General features: G+C 46.3%; 17 protein-coding genes and 2 pseudogenes. 17 read left to right on the forward strand and 2 right to left on the reverse strand.

Features of this window, described 5'->3' with window-relative positions; all coding sequences use genetic code 11:
- Positions 1-120: 120 nt before the first annotated feature.
- Together Q3H59_RS20665 and Q3H59_RS20670 are read right to left on the reverse strand one after the other, a co-directional pair.
- Complete coding sequence (locus tag Q3H59_RS20665) at positions 121-723, reverse strand: LuxR C-terminal-related transcriptional regulator (protein ID WP_309836892.1); 603 nt, start codon at positions 721-723, stop codon at positions 121-123.
- Between the two features lie 656 nt (positions 724-1379).
- Positions 1380-2039, reverse strand: a complete 660-nt coding sequence (locus Q3H59_RS20670) for a winged helix-turn-helix domain-containing protein (protein WP_309836894.1) — start codon at positions 2037-2039, stop codon at positions 1380-1382.
- A 328-nt stretch (positions 2040-2367) separates the two neighbouring features.
- Between Q3H59_RS20670 and Q3H59_RS20675 the strand changes: the two genes are divergently transcribed.
- The 17 genes and pseudogenes from Q3H59_RS20675 to Q3H59_RS20755 all read left to right on the forward strand — a co-directional run bounded on the left by Q3H59_RS20675 (position 2368) and on the right by Q3H59_RS20755 (position 18817).
- Positions 2368-2811 carry a lytic transglycosylase domain-containing protein gene (locus tag Q3H59_RS20675; protein WP_309836896.1) on the forward strand — a complete coding sequence of 148 codons (444 nt, stop codon included), beginning with the start codon at positions 2368-2370 and terminating at the stop codon, positions 2809-2811.
- Positions 2812-2836: 25 nt separating this feature from the next.
- On the forward strand, positions 2837-3601 hold the full coding sequence (locus Q3H59_RS20680) for a helix-turn-helix domain-containing protein (RefSeq protein ID WP_309836897.1): 765 nt from the start codon (positions 2837-2839) through the stop codon (positions 3599-3601).
- The gene (sctC, locus tag Q3H59_RS20685) at positions 3594-5255 is read left to right on the forward strand and encodes a type III secretion system outer membrane ring subunit SctC (RefSeq protein WP_309836899.1); all 1662 of its coding nucleotides are present in this window, start codon (positions 3594-3596) and stop codon (positions 5253-5255) included. The genes Q3H59_RS20680 and sctC overlap by 8 nt, the downstream gene beginning before the upstream one ends.
- Positions 5252-6379: a type III secretion system gatekeeper subunit SctW gene (sctW, locus tag Q3H59_RS20690; RefSeq protein ID WP_309836901.1), complete on the forward strand. Its 1128-nt coding sequence runs from the start codon at positions 5252-5254 to the stop codon at positions 6377-6379. The genes sctC and sctW overlap by 4 nt, the downstream gene beginning before the upstream one ends.
- A gap of 23 nt (positions 6380-6402) precedes the next feature.
- Positions 6403-8485: pseudogene (locus tag Q3H59_RS20695) on the forward strand (EscV/YscV/HrcV family type III secretion system export apparatus protein).
- Positions 8486-8491: 6 nt separating this feature from the next.
- Positions 8492-8884, forward strand: a complete 393-nt coding sequence (locus Q3H59_RS20700; protein ID WP_309836903.1) for a hypothetical protein — start codon at positions 8492-8494, stop codon at positions 8882-8884.
- Positions 8884-10177, forward strand: a pseudogene (sctN, locus tag Q3H59_RS20705) (type III secretion system ATPase SctN). Before Q3H59_RS20700 ends, sctN begins: the two are co-directional and overlap by 1 nt.
- Entirely contained in the window at positions 10161-10622 is a 462-nt protein-coding gene (locus Q3H59_RS20710) for a hypothetical protein (RefSeq protein WP_309836904.1), read from the forward strand. The pseudogene sctN and the gene Q3H59_RS20710 overlap by 17 nt, the downstream one beginning before the upstream one ends.
- Positions 10601-11584 carry a hypothetical protein gene (locus Q3H59_RS20715; protein WP_309836906.1) on the forward strand — a complete coding sequence of 328 codons (984 nt, stop codon included), beginning with the start codon at positions 10601-10603 and terminating at the stop codon, positions 11582-11584. Before Q3H59_RS20710 ends, Q3H59_RS20715 begins: the two co-directional genes overlap by 22 nt.
- Positions 11581-12522: a FliM/FliN family flagellar motor switch protein gene (locus tag Q3H59_RS20720; protein ID WP_309836908.1), complete on the forward strand. Its 942-nt coding sequence runs from the start codon at positions 11581-11583 to the stop codon at positions 12520-12522. The genes Q3H59_RS20715 and Q3H59_RS20720 overlap by 4 nt, the downstream gene beginning before the upstream one ends.
- Complete coding sequence (locus tag Q3H59_RS20725) at positions 12512-13171, forward strand: EscR/YscR/HrcR family type III secretion system export apparatus protein (protein WP_309836909.1); 660 nt, start codon at positions 12512-12514, stop codon at positions 13169-13171. Before Q3H59_RS20720 ends, Q3H59_RS20725 begins: the two co-directional genes overlap by 11 nt.
- A 10-nt stretch (positions 13172-13181) precedes the next feature.
- Positions 13182-13439 carry an EscS/YscS/HrcS family type III secretion system export apparatus protein gene (locus tag Q3H59_RS20730; protein ID WP_309836911.1) on the forward strand — a complete coding sequence of 86 codons (258 nt, stop codon included), beginning with the start codon at positions 13182-13184 and terminating at the stop codon, positions 13437-13439.
- Positions 13440-13445: 6 nt separating this feature from the next.
- Complete coding sequence (gene sctT, locus Q3H59_RS20735) at positions 13446-14198, forward strand: type III secretion system export apparatus subunit SctT (protein ID WP_309836912.1); 753 nt, start codon at positions 13446-13448, stop codon at positions 14196-14198.
- Positions 14199-14224: 26 nt separating this feature from the next.
- The gene (locus tag Q3H59_RS20740; RefSeq protein ID WP_309836913.1) at positions 14225-15358 is read left to right on the forward strand and encodes an EscU/YscU/HrcU family type III secretion system export apparatus switch protein; all 1134 of its coding nucleotides are present in this window, start codon (positions 14225-14227) and stop codon (positions 15356-15358) included.
- 60 nt (positions 15359-15418) lie between these two features.
- Complete coding sequence (gene sicA / locus Q3H59_RS20745; RefSeq protein ID WP_309836915.1) at positions 15419-15943, forward strand: type III secretion system translocator chaperone SicA; 525 nt, start codon at positions 15419-15421, stop codon at positions 15941-15943.
- A 30-nt stretch (positions 15944-15973) separates the two neighbouring features.
- Positions 15974-17731 carry a type III secretion system translocon subunit SctE gene (gene sctE / locus Q3H59_RS20750; protein ID WP_309836917.1) on the forward strand — a complete coding sequence of 586 codons (1758 nt, stop codon included), beginning with the start codon at positions 15974-15976 and terminating at the stop codon, positions 17729-17731.
- A 12-nt stretch (positions 17732-17743) separates the two neighbouring features.
- The gene (locus tag Q3H59_RS20755) at positions 17744-18817 is read left to right on the forward strand and encodes a hypothetical protein (protein WP_309836920.1); all 1074 of its coding nucleotides are present in this window, start codon (positions 17744-17746) and stop codon (positions 18815-18817) included.
- Positions 18818-18824: the final 7 nt, after the last annotated feature.

Raw genomic sequence — 18824 nt, forward strand, 5'->3', positions numbered from 1 at the left:
ACATGGTTTGATCATCTGTAGCACGCACAGTGCTTGCATTAATCTTTCTCTCATGGATGACAGGACATGACCGCATCCTTCATGCTAAATAAGACTTTATTTTTACGCTGTTCAGTAACATTAGTCCCTGAAGGCATCGCGGTATAAGGTAAGCATCCGATAGTACTCATAGTTGTTATTAATACCCAGCGTATTTAAGCTGTTGTATTTATGCGTATAAATTGTTTTAGGGCTCAGTCCGTAATAGGCGGCAATCTTTTTCGCGCTCATGCCGATGGCCAATGCATTCAATACCCTGTGCTGTATATAAGATAAGGCGGGCTGTTTAGGCGTAAAAGATAATTTCGGTTCCAGGCACGCCTGCAAAAGCTGACTTACCGTTGATAAATTGGCATGTTTATAATCCATCACATAGCAGCCTGGTATGTTTTCGCCTAGCGTTTGATATGATGTTATCATCTCGTCAGTAATGACGAGCTGCCTGACTGCACGCAATCTTCTTTTGATTCTCCTGATTTGAAAAAAAAATCCATTCAGAGGCGTATGACGTCTGAGCTGGTAAATAATCACCGCCGGGTCGTCAAGCCTCACTATTTTCTCCAGATGCTCCCAGTCATTTGCATAGTGGTGTACAAATGAAGCGCCATTTACGGTTAACTTTATTTTTTCTTCAAGTCCCTTTATGAAATACTTATCTTGGCTGACAATATAAAAAAGAGGCATTACTCTGGCTCCTGAAAATTAGTCATCATAAGTATCACCAAACATGATAATGACCAAATCATCACAACTTATATTTCATGATAACGCCTTACAGGCCGATTTTTCCAACCCGGAATTAATGCGATTTGTCATTCTGCCGTTATAATTTACTCACGATGTTTTTATCATGAAAATGAGGGTTTTTAAGTTGCAAATGATTAAAATTGACCGCCGGTATTACGCTCCTTTAAGCGTGAAAAGAAGGCGTATAATGGCACAAATTCATTATGCCCTCTTTCAGTCTAACCCAGACCTCAGCTTCGCGTTGGTGATTTCATAGGTGATCATACAACTAGCTTGCTCTGAGCCTGTAGAATATAACGCCGTAGAAGCGCCTCCTGCCGCCCCCGGAAAGCATTAAAAATAACAGAAACTGTCAGGCCATGATTAAAGCAGTACATCCTCTTAATAGATGGTTGAAAACAGTCCTTATGGTTAATTAGAAACAGAAGGCTACTGCGACAGTTTTTATCTCATAACCTGTCTGAATTCATTGGTCAGAATCTCCCCCTGAACAGCATAATTGGCTGATAGCCTTGTCGCTTAACGGCCCCAGGCGAGGTCGTTTAGAGGGCCTGAAAGGTTAAATTAATTCGGCAAAGCGTACCCGCCAGGAGCTAACTTTTTTTGTTGACCGGCTGGAACTGCTTGTCAGAAACGGTGTCAACCAATGTTTCTTCATCTGAGATCAGTCCGCCCGGCGCTCCCTCCAGCATATTATTTTTAAAAGGCGGGGCGGATTGAGTTTCCCGTGCCACAATTTTCTCGGAAGCCGCGTTTTGATTAACATTCTCTTGAGAGAACGGCAGATAAAAGAGATTAAAAGCCGCTGATATGCCGGCGACCACCGTCAGTATCCTTAAAGCAGGCCCGGCTTTAGTAGCCCATTGTTTATACGACGTTTTATCATTCACCGAAAGCCGCGACGCTTCAGCTTGGTGAAATCGCACAGCCTCACTTTCAGTTAACTGTCTGACCAGTTCAATGCGATATCCCTTTCTGGGAATAGTTGTGATGATTTCATGCTCTCTGGAAAGATACTTCAGTGACTTCCTGATGGTATACATAGTCTGACGCAGGGCATTGTCGGAGACAACAACTCCTTTTGAATTCCATACCTGAGAAATTATCTCTTCTTTAGAGATGATCATGCCCTTATTAGTAATCAACAGCATCAGGCACTCTTTAGCGTTATGACCTAAATAAAGTTCTTTATCACCTTTACTCAGTTTTCCGGTGATAGGGTCAAAATAGATACTACCGGCTATCAGATACATTTTTCCTCAATACACGATATGTGTCGTAAATGATATATACAACACATTATTAACTCTGATAGATGGTGAAGTAAAACCTCCCGCGTATAAATAACATTTTAAGAGGGGTGTCATAGTCAGTGATTTCTGTTGATCCTATAACTGCCTAATAATCATAGTCATCTCTCCTTATTTTTTATGACATAGCGCACGTGCTGACGTGTTACTAACAGCAAAGATGACAAATATGATTTTTCTTAAACGTTTTTAATCAAATCTCATCATGTTTTTGATGCGTTTCACCGTTAAACTACCCTACCGTATGTATTACAGGAGCACCAGTGCGGCAATGAAAAAAGTTATTATGGGTGTGATTCTGATGCTAATCGCAACCACCAGTCACGCAACTTGCTGGAAACTGGCGTCCCACACTTATGGTATTGAAACACGCTTGCTGAAAGCCATCGCAATGGTTGAATCAAACCTTGATCCTACAGCCCGTAATACCAATAAGAATGGCACAACCGATATTGGTCTGATGCAGATTAACAGTATGCATTTGCCACGATTAAAAAAACTGGGTGTTAGTAAGCAGTTGTTACAAAACGACCCATGCGTTTCATTAATGGTTGGCGCTTATATTCTTAACGAGATGATTGGCAAGTATGGTTATAACTGGGAAGCAGTCGGTGCGTATAACGCCGGTTTATCATCCTCACGCAGCAGCTTACGTAAAAAATATGCTGATAAAGTCAAAAAAGTTTATTTCAGCAGGAAAGTTGAATTCGATTAGACATGATGAGACCCATGAAATGGAGATGAGCACTCAAGCTGGGCCTTTCACATTATCGGAAAATGAAGCGCACTATTTCAGCTCACCACAGATCTGGTGGGTCATACCCGATGAAGTGAAAGGGGCAAAAATCGTTATTGAACATAACTCAGGATCTGAAACGCTGCTGCTGCATCCAGCAGACAGCGGCATTCTGGGAATCAATGCCCGCCGGTTAACCGTTTGCCATGGGCAGATTGCTATTATGCCATCGGTATTCACCACGCTGGTTAAGCTTCAGGCTTTTATCGACCGAAATAAGGCAGTGCCGGTTAAAGCCGGTGGAAAAGCACACTATGGTTTTGCACACTATCACTATAAAGGTGAACCCAGCCATAGAATATTTGAATACTGGCTAATCAGTCAAACGCTTAGGCAAACACCTGATATGATTAGAATTATATCTATTCTACGTGAGACAGAATGGTATTGGGTGGTGAATTATTTACTGTCACATGCAGCCGATGAGGCTTCACTACGCGATCTGGGTAAACGCTATGGACTGTCGGTTTCACACTTTCGACGTCTGGCAAAAATGGCGTTAGGCAATACCACGAAAGTCGAACTGTGCAACTGGCGCCTCGTGGCAGCGGTGCTGGAGTTGGTCGATGATAATCTGAGTATAACTGAAATAGCCCTCAAACATGGCTACGCTTCGCTTTCTCATTTCTCAAACGATGTAAAAAACACTTTTGGTTTTTCTCCTAAAGCGCTTAAAAGCGTCATCGATAGTGATTTAAAAAATGAATAACTGGTTAAAAGTTAAAGCTCTCTTTTTGTGTATGTCTTCTTTGTTAGCTGTACCCACCATTGCAGCAGAGCCAGAGGGGATGGAAAAATCCGGTTTTGTTGCCGAAAAGGAAAACATGCGCATTTTCTTCGAGGCGCTTTCAGTCAGTCTCAATAAACCGGTCATCGTCAGTAATCTGGCATCGAAGAAGCGCATCAGCGGCAATTTTGATCTGTCAAATCCGCGCGACGTTCTGATCAAAGTGGCGCAAAAGATGAGTCTGATTTGGTATGACGATGGACAAAGCGTCTACGTCTACGATGCCAGTGAACAGAAAAACGCTATCATAAAGCTGGAAAACATCCCGGTAGCGTCAGTGAAACGCTTCCTGGAATCCTCTTCTTTGTCCGATTCACGCTATCCCATTCGCGGGGACGACATTAATCAGACATTTTATGTATCAGGACCCCCGGTTTATATCTCACTGATTAAAGAAACCGCCAGCTATCTGGATAAGCTTGATGCTTCGAACCGATCCGGTGCGGGGCTAAATGTCATCCCCCTCTATAACACTTTTGCAGAGGATCGCCAGTATGCTTACCGTGGACAGGCACTTACCATTCCAGGGATGGCTTCGATTATTAATGGTTTGATTAAAGAGGGCGAGGAGAAAAATCAGCAAACCATCCCAGCCCCGGCCCTGAACGATGCCACGGCTCAGGAGACGAGCACTGCGGAGTTGGTGGAGCAGAGACATTCAGTACCTGCACCATTGCTTGAAAATATACGTATTCATGCACGGGGAAATGATAATACTGCGCTGACTGTGGTTTCGAATCCCGGCAGTAACAGTTTGCTGGTGAGGGGAGACCAGGAGCAGGTCAGCAATATCCGTAAACTGGTTTCATTGCTGGATATTAAGAAACGCCATATTGAGATGTCTGTGTGGATTATCGACCTACAGAAAGAGGAATTAGAGCAGCTCGGTGTGAACTGGAAAGGCCAGCTCTCAATTGGCACCCAAGGTATTGTCTCGCTGAACGGTGGTTTATCCAGCACCGTTGATGGCGCGAGCTTTATGGCTTCCGTCATGGCTCTGGCGCAAAAAGATAAAGCTAATATCGTGTCACGCCCCATGCTCCTGACTCAGGAAAATGTACCGGCTTTATTCGATAACAATCGAACGTTCTACACCCGCCTCGTGGGCGAACGTACAACGAGCCTCGAACACGTCACATACGGAACGTCACTGAATGTGTTACCGCGCTTTACCGGTAATAACGAAATCGAAATGATGCTAAGCGTGGAGGATGGGAATGAAGTGCGTGCCAATACCGATGACGCCGTCCTGCCTGAGGTTGGCCGCACAAACATCAGCACAATCGCCAGGGTTCCTCATGGTAAAAGTTTGCTCATCGGCGGGTATACGCGTAATGAAAACAAGCAGCAAGAAAGCGGCATACCGGTTCTGAAAGATATCCCCTGGGTGGGGCGGATATTCAGCTATCACCAGAACCGTGCGTCCAATATGGTACGTGTCTTTCTGATCCAGCCGAGAGAAATTGACAGTGCCACCACGCTGGATGCTACAGCCACCCTGACCTCTGTCCGTAGAGATGTCAGTGCCGAAGGATTGCAGGACTGGATGAATAATTTTCTGGATGGTTCACGGTGACATCGCCTATTTCAAGCGGGCGAGCAGCACCTCTCCCTCAGGCCGTCATTCAAAAAAAAACTGAAGAGCAGGAAGCAAAACAGAAAGTATCCGACGACCCGGCAGCACAGACCTCGGCCTCTGATGGCGCAGACGACAACGAAGGCATTGTCGTTACCGCACAAAAAATTCTCGACTCACTGGATGAAATGTCAGCATTAGCGTGGGTACGGTTTCGTCGACTGACAGAAAAGCGTGATGAAATCATATCTGACTCAGCGCTCGACTACATACTCGACGAAGAATCGCCGCAAAAATTGCAAAACCTTATTGGGGTATTGAGAAACGAAAAAGTGCTCTCGGTTAAACAGTTACTGGAATACGCCCGTACACTGTTTGCCGATCCCAGCGACCTTTATGCCGCATTGAGGGGGTTACTGCGTAACAGTACGTTAAGTAAATCAGAACTTAAGTTACTGGAAGAATCGCTGGAAACATTGGAAGACGAGGACAATGAAAAAGTCCGCTCGATGCGCGCCGGTCTGAATATTGCCCTTAAAGCGCGAATATTTGGTAAAAAAATGGATACCAGTCCAGGGCGCCTGCGCGACACCTATCGGAAATTTCTGCGGGGTGAGGGGACCGCTCTGGACAATTATGAGGACTGGGTAGCGGATTATGGTGCAAGGAAGCGCGTTATCATCACCGATTTTATGGAAAATGCACTGGTTACCGATATAGATGCGAATGACCCCAGCTGCTCTTTATCAGAGTTTGGCTATCTGCGGGGGCACCTCACACAAATAAAAAATATCCGTTCATCTGATTTCATCTTTATTCAGAAGATAAAACGTAACAAATTACTCAGTTCATTTAATAATAGCGAAGATGAATGGCTCTATTTCTTCTTTTGCATTTTACGGAATCCAGAGAGCCTTTTTACATCACTGAAAGAAACGGGCGGTGTAGCATTCACTGCGGCCAGCCCCACTAAAAAAGTCGAATTCATCCAAACGTTATATCGTTATTGTAGATTGTGTCCCATTGAAATATTTACAGACAACGATAGCCGGGAGGAGTTGATGACCTATTTCCTGGAAATCCTTAGCGAAGGGCGTAACAGGGAGAATTCATCAAGCCATTAGATCAGGGGTATAGTGGAGGTATTTTGATCAACCATTTTTTAAGCAAAATCAGGCAGCACCCGGAATTATTTATCCTTCTGCTTGTTTTTATTATCATCACTATGCTCGTTATACCTCTGCCAACATATTTGGTAGATTTTCTTATCGGCCTGAATATTATTCTGTCTGCGCTGGTTTTCCTCTCATCTTTCTATATTGAGCGGATCCTCAACTTTTCCTCATTTCCTGCCGTACTTTTGATAACAACCTTATTCAGGTTATCACTTTCTATCAGCACTAGCCGACTTATCCTTAATGATGCTGATGCCGGTGAAATTATCGCCACCTTTGGTCAGTTTGTTATCGGCGATAACCTTGTCGTTGGATTCGTGATTTTTGCCATCGTGACCATTGTTCAGTTCCTGGTGATCACAAAAGGGGCAGAGCGCGTCGCTGAAGTCGCGGCGCGTTTTTCCCTGGATGGCATGCCCGGTAAGCAGATGAGTATTGATGCGGACCTGCGGGCAGGAAATATTGAGGCGCAGGACGCCTCAGATAAACGCACCGTGCTTGAAAAAGAGAGCCAGTTGTACGGCTCATTCGATGGCGCGATGAAATTTATCAAGGGTGATGCCATTGCTGGTATCCTGGTTATTTTCATTAACTTTATTGGCGGCATCAGCGTGGGGATCAGCCAGCATGGCATGGATATGTCAACGGCGCTCTCAACATATACCATGCTGACCATCGGGGACGGGTTGGTTGCGCAGATCCCTTCGCTGCTGATTGCCATTAGTGCCGGTTTTATTGTCACCCGCGTCAGTGGTGAAGGCAATAATATGGGCGTCACTATTGTCGATCAGCTGCTAACCAAACCTACGGTTCTGATCATTGCCACTTTCCTGGCCCTCTGCATTGGTAGCTTGCCCGGATTCCCTTTATTTATCTTCTTCCTTTTGTCGCTACTTCCCGGCGGACTGTTCTTGTTCTCATTGGTTAAAAACGAGGAAGCAGAAAACTGAAGAGGCGGCTTCTTCCGATGCCGTGTCTTCCTCCCTGCAACGTGAAAATGAGCTGCATGCGAATAACGATGCCGATACGGCGCTGGGGTTAATCCCAGATCTTAATAACGTCACGCCGGTAACCGTCCCGCTGATTTTACGCGTCAGCCGAACAGCCTATGAATACCTCAAAAGATTGAACGCCATTGAGCGTTTCAGAAGTGAATTTTTTGTCGATTATGGTATTCACCTGCCCGATATGCACCTGACGGTGGGAGAGGCAATCGAGGATAACAAGGTCGTCATGCTTATCAACGAAATTCGGGCCGATGAGTACACCTTATTCTTCGACAAGGTCGCCATTATTAACGGCAATGAAGAAATCGAACAGTTGGGCATTGATTGCATTAACCATAATAATGTTCTCTGGACTGATTCTTCAAACCGCAAGACATTACGCGAACTTGGCTTCTTTACCCGTACGCCGGTTGATGAACTTTATTATTGCATTGCCCCTACGTTGGTACGCAATGTGAATGAATATTTTGGTATTCAGGAAACAAAATCGCACCTTGATAAACTGGAAAAAGATTACCCGGATCTAATTAAAGAAGTGACGCGTAATATTACTGTACAGCGCGTCGCTGAAATTTTTCAGCGCTTGCTCAGTGAACGCATTTCGGTGCGAAATGCCCGATTAATTGCAGAATCCATCGCTCACTGGTCGCCGCGCGAAAAAGATGTCATCACACTGGTTGAGCATGTCCGTGGCACTCTCAGCCGTTATATCACACATAAGTTCGCCAGTGGAAATACCGTGCGCGTGGTGCTTCTTTCGTCAGGCATTGAAGAGATTTTTCGTAAAGCCACACGCAATACCTCTGGTGGCGCCTTCCTGAATTTAGAGCCTGATGAAGCAGAGAGATTAATGGACTGCTTTGAGGTCTCGACTTCAAAAATCTACATGTCACAGAAAGATTACGTGGTTTTAACCTCCATTGATGTTCGCCGGTTTGTGAAGCGATTTCTTGGCGATAAATTTCGCAATCTGGAAGTCCTGTCATTCGGTGAAATCACTGACAGCGTAGATGTTGAAGTAATCACAACCATAAATATGGAAGGGTAATTGACTATGGATTTGCAAGTTCTTGTACGTGAAGCATTACTGGCCAAAGGGTGCCCGGATGAACTGACTCACTCCTTTGATGCACACAGCACTATTCAACTTGAGTTCAATGACACTACGCCAGTACTGATTTCAAAGGTGGATGACCAGATTATCCTCTGGAGTCAGCTCTGTGAACATAACCCGTATACGCTCTCACAGCGGGCCGGGCAAATTATAGAATTGTTGCTGGAACCGTCCGCCTTTTCAGCGACCAATTATCTCTATCTTTGCGAAGACGATCGCTCCACCGTTTTACGCTGCCTGATCAAGGAAGATGTTCTTAATACCAATGATTTTGGGGATGCCATGGAAGATTTTTATACCCGCCTCAAACAATATTTACAGGTTATTCGCTGATGTTGCACCCGTTCATTCGCTATCAGGCACACCCGCTTAATGTTAACGGCCCATTGATTGAAGCACCGTTAACGAAGGTTAAAATTGGCGAGCTCTGTGAAATCTATCCGAACTGGCAGGATCAGACCGTCCTTGCGCGTGCACAGGTACTGGGGTTTAAAGGAAACACAACCTTGATGAGCCTGATCGGTTCTGTTGAGGGACTGTCCCGTAATATGGTTATCAGCCCCACCGGGCGTCCCTTTATGCTGTCGCTTTCTGCTTCATTAGCCGGCAGCGTACTCAATCCGAGTGGCAAAGTTGCCGAAAAAATCGGCAGTTATGCGGCTGATACCTACCCCGATGAACAGCGCCAGATAAATGCTCCGCCCCCACGTTACGATGAGCGCGTCGGCATTTCCGATCCTTTTATCACTGGCGTGCGTGCCATTGATGGTTTGATCACCTGTGGCAAAGGGCAGCGAATGGGAATTTTCGCCTCAGCAGGATGCGGAAAAACAACCCTGATGCAGATGATTATCAATAATGCCGATGCCGATATCTTCGTCATCGCTTTAATCGGAGAGCGCGGACGCGAGGTCACTGAATTTGTCGAAGAGGTAAAAAACAGTGAACAGCGCGATAAATGCATCATTGTTTATGCCACGTCCGATTTTTCAGCCCTCGACCGCAGTAATGCGGCACTGGTGGCCATGACCGTTGCGGAATATTTTCGCGATCAGGGGCTGGATGTCGTGTTTTTCCTTGATTCTGTCACGCGTTATGCACGGGCACTACGCGATGTGGCATTACTGGCCGGTGAACCGCCGGCACGCCGCGGTTATCCGGCTTCCGTATTTGAACGTCTACCCGCGCTTCTGGAGCGCCCGGGCCTGACCACCTCCGGTAGCATCACGGCCTTTTTCACCATTCTGTATGAAGGCGACGATGAATCAGACCCCATTGCAGAGGAGATCCGCTCAAATTCTGGATGGTCATATCATTTTGAGCCGAAAACTTGCGGCAAAAAACCATTACCCCGCCATTGATGTCCTGAAGAGCATCAGCAGGGTCTGTAACAGAGTCATCGGCCAGGAACATCTGGCGGTTGCCGGTTGTTTGCGACAGACCCTTGCAAAAGCAGAAGAGCTGCAGGTGTTGATCGATTTTGGCGAGTATGTGCCAGGCCAGGATCCCGTTAATGACGCAGTCTTTACCTGTGGACAACAGATTAATCAGCTTCTCTGTCAGGAGCTCTACGATAAGACCACGCTGGACACCACGCTGGAGTATATGCATGCCATCGTTTCCTGATATCAGACTCATTATCCGTCGACTGGATCAGCGGGGAGCAACGCTTGATCACACGGCCCGCATGCTACGCCAGGAGAGAGAAACTACAGAACAAAAAATTGATGAGACGCAAAATATCATTACGACGCTTCGTGCACACCTGCGCTCCTTTGCTCTGGCTGGCGAGATGCAGCTGGTCGATATACTCGAAGTCCGGGCTCGATCGGCAACGGTGCGCCGCAAGCTTGGGACGTTTGATATGACGCTGCAAACCCTGCTACTGCGCCGTCAACAATTGATTGAGGAGCTGCAGCAGGTAATAAAAGAAAAAAGTGTGCTCGATCGACGGCTCGATAAATTCAGGCAGCGCCTCAGCAAAAGTAAAAAAGACCGCCTTTCACAGGAATTGAACCAGGCAGACGAGGAAACCGAGGAGCTAACGAATTGGAAACAAATATCAAAATAATGTCTGCCGCAGTCCTTAACGGTGACGAATTTGCAAACGATACATTTTGGCGCGATCGCAACCACAAGCGGGCCAGTGAAGAACTCAATATTGACACGTATCTCGCTCAGTTAGCCATGCTACCGATAACGGCAGGGATACCAGAAAGCGTGGCTTCCGATTTCACGCTGGCAGCCGGCCTTGCGGAAAAGTCAATCCTGAACCCAACAAACCGCAAAGCAGCGCTGATGAAGACCAGCATGCCTGTCGGCTCCAGTCAGGCACGCCGCCAGCCTGCCGAAAATGACACAGTGTCTCCCCCCATGTCAGTGCAGAAAAAAGCAGAGGGTGATGCCCGCATCAATAGTAGCCGGGTGCCGATGTTAACGAATGTTACGCCAACATCAGCGATGAGCACGTCCGATGCTCAGCAGAATACAGCCGCGTTGTACGGAACATCGCCGATGGCAGAAAATGCCGCTGATACCACCAACCGGGGGGTATCAGGACTGGGAAAAACGGGTGAAGATGAAGGAAAAGCTTTCTTAGTCAAGGGCGAGGAGAAGTCGCCCACCTCGCTGACGTCACTACTGCAAAACCTCAGCAGCAACGGTGACAAGCGTATAGCAGGACTGGCAGATTCCCGACACCTTCGGCCTGTAAAAGCAATGAGTGACAAAATTACCCATGCCTATCAGCAAATTACTGATAGGCATGGGACTGTTGAGGCGGGTGAAACGCGTATGAACTTTACTTTCCGTCGTTGGGGTGAAGGCACAATACATTCGGTAAAAATATCGATGCAGCAAACCGGTACGTTGCCTGCAGTGATCGTGCCCTCCGATCCGCTGGTCAGCCAGCGCCTCTCCGCTTCACTTGTGATGCCTGATGCGCCTACGTTGCTTATGCGCGATGAACAAGGGGAACAGCACCAACAGCGTCAGCACTCCCGGCAAGATATCGTTGAGGATGAGGACGCATGAAAGGCTTACCTTTGCGCCATCTTGATCAAGCGCGACACCGGCTATACCAGTTGAAACACCATTTAAACAGTATGGGCTACCCGGTCTCTGAAAGTCACCCTCCAGCAATGACGGTGTTAAGCAGGGCGCAAACCGCGAGTGGCGCTCAGGTATTGATCGATCTGCGCGCCTGGTGTTACCACGAGATGAAAGAATTGAGTAGTTTCGCTGACGGCTATCTCAGCGCCGACGATATTCGCCATCTTTTTCAATATTCCAACAGCACTCTGGATATTTTTAGCGGCACACCTCTGCAGGAGAAGCTGTACGTCTGCAATGAGGTGGTGCACAGCCCGCTGCATAACTACACCGCCATGCTTAGTCTGGATACTGAATGGGGTCCAGTCTGGATAACCGAAATAAGCGACACGTTCATTAGGCAGATAAAGGGTCAATGTCACCGCTATACGCCGTTATTTATCCCCTTGCCCGTGTCGCTGGTTATTGGGGAAAGTAAGATTGAATGGCGATATCTGCGCAGGGTGAACCCCGGCGATGTGCTGCTCATTGAAAAATATTTAAATGTACTGAAAACGGGCGGTTATCGTCTCGGCCAGTATCGATACCAGGAGGAATATGTAGTGATTGACGAACTGTATGAACATCCCGCAACCGAGCTTGATATGCATGAGCAAAGTGTGTCAGACCCTAATGCCACAGCCGTCAATATTGCCCAGATTCCGGTGAGGCTTGAGTTTGTGATCCACGAAAAAATAATGACGTTTGGCAACCTTGCGCACTGGAGCGAGCATGACATCTTACCGGTTAATAATGCGGAATCCGGTGTGTTGATCAAAGCCAATGGCGTTATTATCGGCAAGGGGGAACTGGTTGACCTCAACGGCAGAATAGCGGTTGAAATACTGGAACTGAATCGGGATGCCGTTGATGGAAAATGATATTTCCCTCATATCAGTACTGGCGCTGGCTTCTCTGGCGCCTTTCCTGATTGCCAGTGGAACCTGCTATATAAAATTTTCCATTGTATTCGTCATGATCCGCAATGCTATCGGGTTACAGCAGACCCCGTCTAATCTGACCCTTAACAGCATCGCTTTTATCGTATCCGTGTTCGTTATGATGCCGGTGGTAAAGCAGGGATATAACTATATGCAGTCACATGAGGGCAATTTCACCACGGCAGAATCGATAGAGACCTATATAAATGATGGCTTCAGCGGCTATCGTGACTACCTCAACAAATATGCCGATAAATCATTAGTGAGCTATTTCGAAAAAGCGCAGGGGCGTGAACCCGATGAGGATCACGACGCCGAAGATGAAGCCCGCACGCCATCATTGTTTTCGCTGCTTCCGGCCTATGCCCTGACGGAAATCAAAGAGGCCTTCCGCATCGGCTTCTATATCTATCTGCCGTTTGTGGTCATTGACTTACTGGTCTCTAGTATCCTTCTGACGCTTGGCATGATGATGATGAGTCCGGTAACCATCTCTGTCCCGATTAAATTGCTGCTGTTTGTAGTGTTAGACGGCTGGACGCTGGTTTCCAAAGGATTAATTGAACAATACCTCTCGATACCCCTATAGAGGACTACCCTTGAACGAAATCATCTTTGCAGCCAACAAAGCAATCTGGTTGATCCTGATTTTAACCGCGCTGCCTGTTACGGTGGCGACAACGATTGGCCTGCTGGTCGGTCTGTTTCAGACGGTGACGCAGCTACAGGAGCAGACGCTGCCCTTTGGTATCAAGTTATTGGGGGTGTGTATCTGCCTGTTTCTGATATCGGGCTGGATAGGGGAAACCCTGGTATCTTATACCCGTGAAATCTTCCATTTTGCGCTCAAAAAATAATCGGCTATGACAGTACTTTCTCTGGATATCTATAACTGGATGATGGGCACTTTGTTGGCATCCGTCAGAATATTACCGTCTTTTTTAATGCTCCCCTTTTTGAGCAACTCGGTGGTGACCGGTGTATTCAAATTTCCACTGGTGTTTTTGATGGCCATTGCGCTCGGGCCTTTAGAAGGACAAAACGCGATTGCGGTGCTCAGCATCTCTACTATGGCTGGTTTGCTCTGTAAGGAGGCTGTTATTGGCGGGGTCATTGCTCTTTTTCTCTGTTTCCCGTTCTGGGTAATGCATGCAACAGGCAGCCTTATCGATAACCAGCGTGGCGCGACCATCAGCAGTACGCTAAGTCCTCTTAGCGGGCTTGATACTTCGGAACTCGCTAACTTTTTCCAGATGACTGCGGTGGCCCTCATCTTGCAGGCAGGCGGAATGAACATCTTTATTGCTATGCTACACCAGAGCTATCAGCTGTTTACCCCATTATCCTTCTCCTTACCGGACCTCACCGAGGTCATGTTCCTGCTTGGCCGGCTTACGGCTGAATCTTTTCGATTCGCCAGCCCGGTAGTAACCATTTTTTTGGTTACGGAATTACTGCTTGGCCTGCTGGCCCGATATACCCCGCAGCTGAACCCTTTTTCAATAGCGTTGACGATCAAAAGTTTAGTGGGGTTCCTTGTCCTGCTGGTCTACTTCTCACCAATTTTACCCGACGAAGTTTTGAAGCTGCAGCTTCCTGTACTTCACGGACTCTGATGCTCATTGTGATGGACACATAATCTATGGCTGGTAACAAAACAGAAAAAGCCACAACAAAAAAGAAAAGGGATGCGGCAAAAGACGGACAAACATTTAAGAGCAAAGATCTGATTACATCCTGTTTATTACTGCTGGTTATTCCCGTCATTGTTAACGCCGTTTCACTCAATGACCTTCAACTCATCTTCACAAACATCATTGCCCACCAATATAATATTGCTCCGCATGAATATGCAATTAGCTGCTTATTGTATGGCTTGAAAATCCTGGCACCGGTGCTTGCCATGGGGATTATAGCAACGGTGGTACCTGGTATCATACAGACAGGCGCACAGCTTGCCACTAAAGCGTTAAAACTTAAATTTGATTCACTGAATCCAGTCAAGGGAATCAAAAAAATTTTTAATTTGCGCACGGTAAAAGAACTCATCAAGGCACTTCTTTACCTTATCTCGTTCTCAGTGGCTACGCTGCTATTCTGGGATAAGCATCACGGCACAATTATAAGCCTGATTCATGCTCATCCCGTCTATGAATATGCGGTATGGAGCCAACTTTTACAGTCTCTGCTAATGCTTTTCCTCGCCTGCATTTTCATCATTATTCTTTTCGACTGCTTATGCGAAATGCTGCTTTACCTTAAAGAGCTAAAGATGGACAAGGAAGAGGTGAAAAAGGAGCGTAAAGAATCGGATGGTAATCCTGAAATAAAATCGAAACGTAAAGAGCTCCACAACGAGATATTAAATGATGAAGTTAAAGAAAATGTCAGAAAATCTAAGGTAATAATTGCTAACCCAACGCACATAGCCGTGGGAATTTATATCGATATGGATGTCTGTATTGTTCCCTTCATCTCCGTCATGGAAAAAGATGGGCGAGCACAGGCAGTGAAACGTTACGCAATGAAGATAGGTGTACCTGTAGTCGAAGATATTTCACTGGCTCGCGCAATTTTTCATACGCATAGAAAATATTCCTTTATCAGCATGGAATACTTTATCAGGGTAATGGATTTGCTTGTCTGGCTCGAAGCGGTAGAAGTTAACTGGCTGACGGCAGAAGCTGATCAGAACAAACCAACAGACGAACAGGCTCTGAAACAAAGCGAAGAAGGGAATGCTAACGATCAGAAATCTGATGAGCGTTCTTTGTGAGAAAAACAGTCCCGGACATGGTTTAATTCAACCTGTCATGAGGATTATAAGAGGTAAATTATGTTATTCAATGATGAAAATGCTCATGATGATAAAATGGCTCAACTGGTATCCATGCTTATGGATTATATACAGGAGGGCGTAACGTTACGGGAGATTGAGAATGTCGCTGATGAAACAATGGAAGAGGTTTATGCTCACGCCTACCATTTTTATCAGCAGGGGAAACTCGACGAAGCCGAAGAGCTATTCAAATCACTTTGTATGTTTGACCTGAATAATAGCGATTACTATACAGGGCTTGGTGCAGTTCATCAGCTTAAAAAGAATTATCAAAAAGCCTGTGACCTGTATTCCGTCGCTTACGTTTTGGGAAAAGAGGACTACCGTCCGGTATTTTACAGCGGCCAGTGTAACCTCCTGATGGGTTTTATTGGTAAAGCATTGCAATGTTTTGAGCTAGTCATTCATAACTGCTCAGATGAAAAACTCAGGAATAAAGCAAAAATTTATCTCGAAACCATTAAGGCGAACAAAAATAAAGGCAGGGAAGATAAAAATACACCTGCTGCGACGCCTGAATAAGTTGAAAAAAAAACATGAAGGAGACGTTTGATGACAACCAGTATTAATACAGCCACCAAGATTTCACAAAATTATTTCCAGACAAAAATCCCGGCCGAAAATGTTACCACAGATCGACTGGTACGCCCAAAGGAGTATGACCAGCGGGCAAGCAGTATTATTGCTGCCAGCATCAGCTCCCTGGAAGATGAGGAGTTTTCTGAACTGGCTAACATGCCTGAATTACGTCAGACCACCTCGGGCGATAAGCCATTGTCCACTGCAGCACGCATTCTAATCAGTCAGTTGAACTTCAGTAAGTTTCGTACTGAAACGGCAGATGCCGGCATCGGAAGTTTGCTTGAGAGGATGAATGCGCTTGCCGCACATAACTCAGCATTAAGTGAAGAGTACCGTAAGGTGCTTGAAGACATTAAAACACAGTTTGATGGTACCGATTCCGAGCTGGGTAATACCAGTGAGCTGCTGAGCCAGTTAATCGACACATTGGCCAGTAAAAATAGCGAACGCACTGAAATCCTTAAGAAAATGGAACAGATGGCGCAAAATGGCGTCCCTGCGGATGATGCAGAATATTTGGCGCTTGCGGCCCGCGCAGAAAATCTTGGGACCGAAATTAACACTATGAAGTCTCAATCAACCCAGCTTGAGTCTAAAGTCATGGTCCTGACGGAACAGCTGGATAGCCTCAAAAACCAATATGAACAGAAACTGCAGCAATTCCGTGACGGTTCGACTAATGCCTCAGGCTCAGTGATCCATAACGTAAAAGAAATTAACAGCGCCACGCAGGAATCAATGAGCTTAATTCAACGTATTTCTGAACGTATCAACTCGCTCATTAAGGCACTGCAGGAAGCCAACGTAAGAAAACTTGAAGCGATGAATGAGATTAATCGGCAGATGTCAGAAAACCATGTCAATACCATGGACGAAAAGAATGCCGAGTTTCTGGAAAAAATGAGAAAAGCCGAAGAGTCTCAGAAAATGAGCAACTGCATTTCTAAAATCTTTGGGGCGCTGGCGACCGCCATTGGCGCACTGACTATGGTGTTTGGCGGTGCAGGGGCCGTTATCATGGCCATTGGCCTGACGATGCTCGTTGGTGATGAAATTTATAAGGCTGTTACCGGGGAGTCGCTTATTGGCAAAGCGATGCAGCCTCTTATGGATCACGTGTTCACCCCGTTAATGAACCTGATCGCCACGGCCGTTGATAAAATTTTTGGCAATCTGCTACCGGATAGCGTGCGTACGGCTATCTCAATGGTGCTGACTATCGCCCTGGTGATTGCTGTGGCCTATGTGGCAAAAAGTGCCGGTAAGAAACTGTTTGAAAAGTTCGCCCAAAATATGGTGCAGGGTCTGATGCTTAACCTGAAGTCTGTTGTGTCCAAAATCACCAGTACCATGCCACAAATGCTGAAGAACGCCAGCCAGAGCGTACGAAACTCAATGAGTAAAATAACCCAAAATACCAGTGCACAAAATATCGCTCGCTATGGGCATGTTGCGACTGAACTGGCGATGCTTACGTCAGCCACTGCCAAAGGGGCAGGGGATATTGTCACTGCTCAGCTTCAGGTGGCCATGGCCGAAATTGAGAGCATTATGAAGCAAATTGAAGCCCTGATGGAACTGCTCAGCAGAATGATGAAGGAGAGCGTGAAATCAAACAGCGAGCAGATGGAATTTATTGGATCGCTTAACGATACAAACTCAAGCCTGATTCAGAGCAACTATGAAACAGGCAAGAAAATTATGAAGAATATGAGCCTAAGCGTCTAAAAGGAAAAAAAAATGACAACATCTATTGGAATGCCTTCTCATATCTCCCTTAATCATCCAGGCGATGTGACTGTCTTTACAAAAAAAGTCACCGGTAACGAAAGCACGCGTGCGTCAGTTTCACCTGCACTGCTGGATGCCCTGAATAAAAAGCAGGACCGGGACGCTATCATGGCTGGCATGATACCTGACCCCGGAACGGGCTGTTTTGATCCGGCAACACCGGAAAACATTGAGACAAATAACGCACCAAAAAGTGACGTCCAGCTGCGTGTTGAAAAAGCCATTACCGAAAACCCGGCTGACAGCCTGGATAATCATATTGCGCGGGCGGGGTTCGATATTACGTCCTTCGACCAACACAACCGTCAGCTACGTAGCATTCTCGAAAAGTTTCAAATTGAAATGCAGCAAGCTGCGGCTGTCATGCAGTCCGCTTCCGCTAAGCTCTCTGAGCAAATGATTGCCGCAGTAGTAAAGGCGGGCAAAATTTCTGTGCAGGCAGCTAAAACCAATGCGACGAACGCCATTACCACAGCCACCCTGAATATCGGTATGGGTGTGGCATCAGCTGGGGTTTCTACCTTTAAAACAAATAAAATGAATAAACAGCTTAACTGGAACAATAATCAATTAGCGGCGCTGGACAAACAGAAGGCGAAGCTGAACAGCGAAGTGAATAACGTGATGAACCGCAAAGGTGGTGCTGATGCGGCGTCACGTAAACATGCTGCTGACGCGATCCATAAAAACACTGGCATCGATACCCGCCGTGCCGAACTGATGAGTAATACCAGTAGCCTGACCAATACTTATAACAACTCAATGGGGAACATTGTTGCCGCCAGAACGGCGGTTACAGCCGGTACTCAGGCAATGAATGCCACAATGAATGTTGATGTTGTAAAACAAGAGCAGGAAGCAAAACGCGTCGAAGCCAACGCTCGTCTGCAGGAAAGTTTACGCAATACCATGGATAAATCTGAACAGCGCGCCAGCGAGTTGCAACATAAGTATGCCGATACCCTGAAACAGCTGCTGGAAGCCGAACAGCAAAATCAGAAAGGCAATATTGGCCGTATGTAATGCTTAG

This window comes from Pantoea sp. SORGH_AS_0659, from assembly GCF_031453915.1.
GTDB lineage: Bacteria > Pseudomonadota > Gammaproteobacteria > Enterobacterales > Enterobacteriaceae > Pantoea > Pantoea leporis.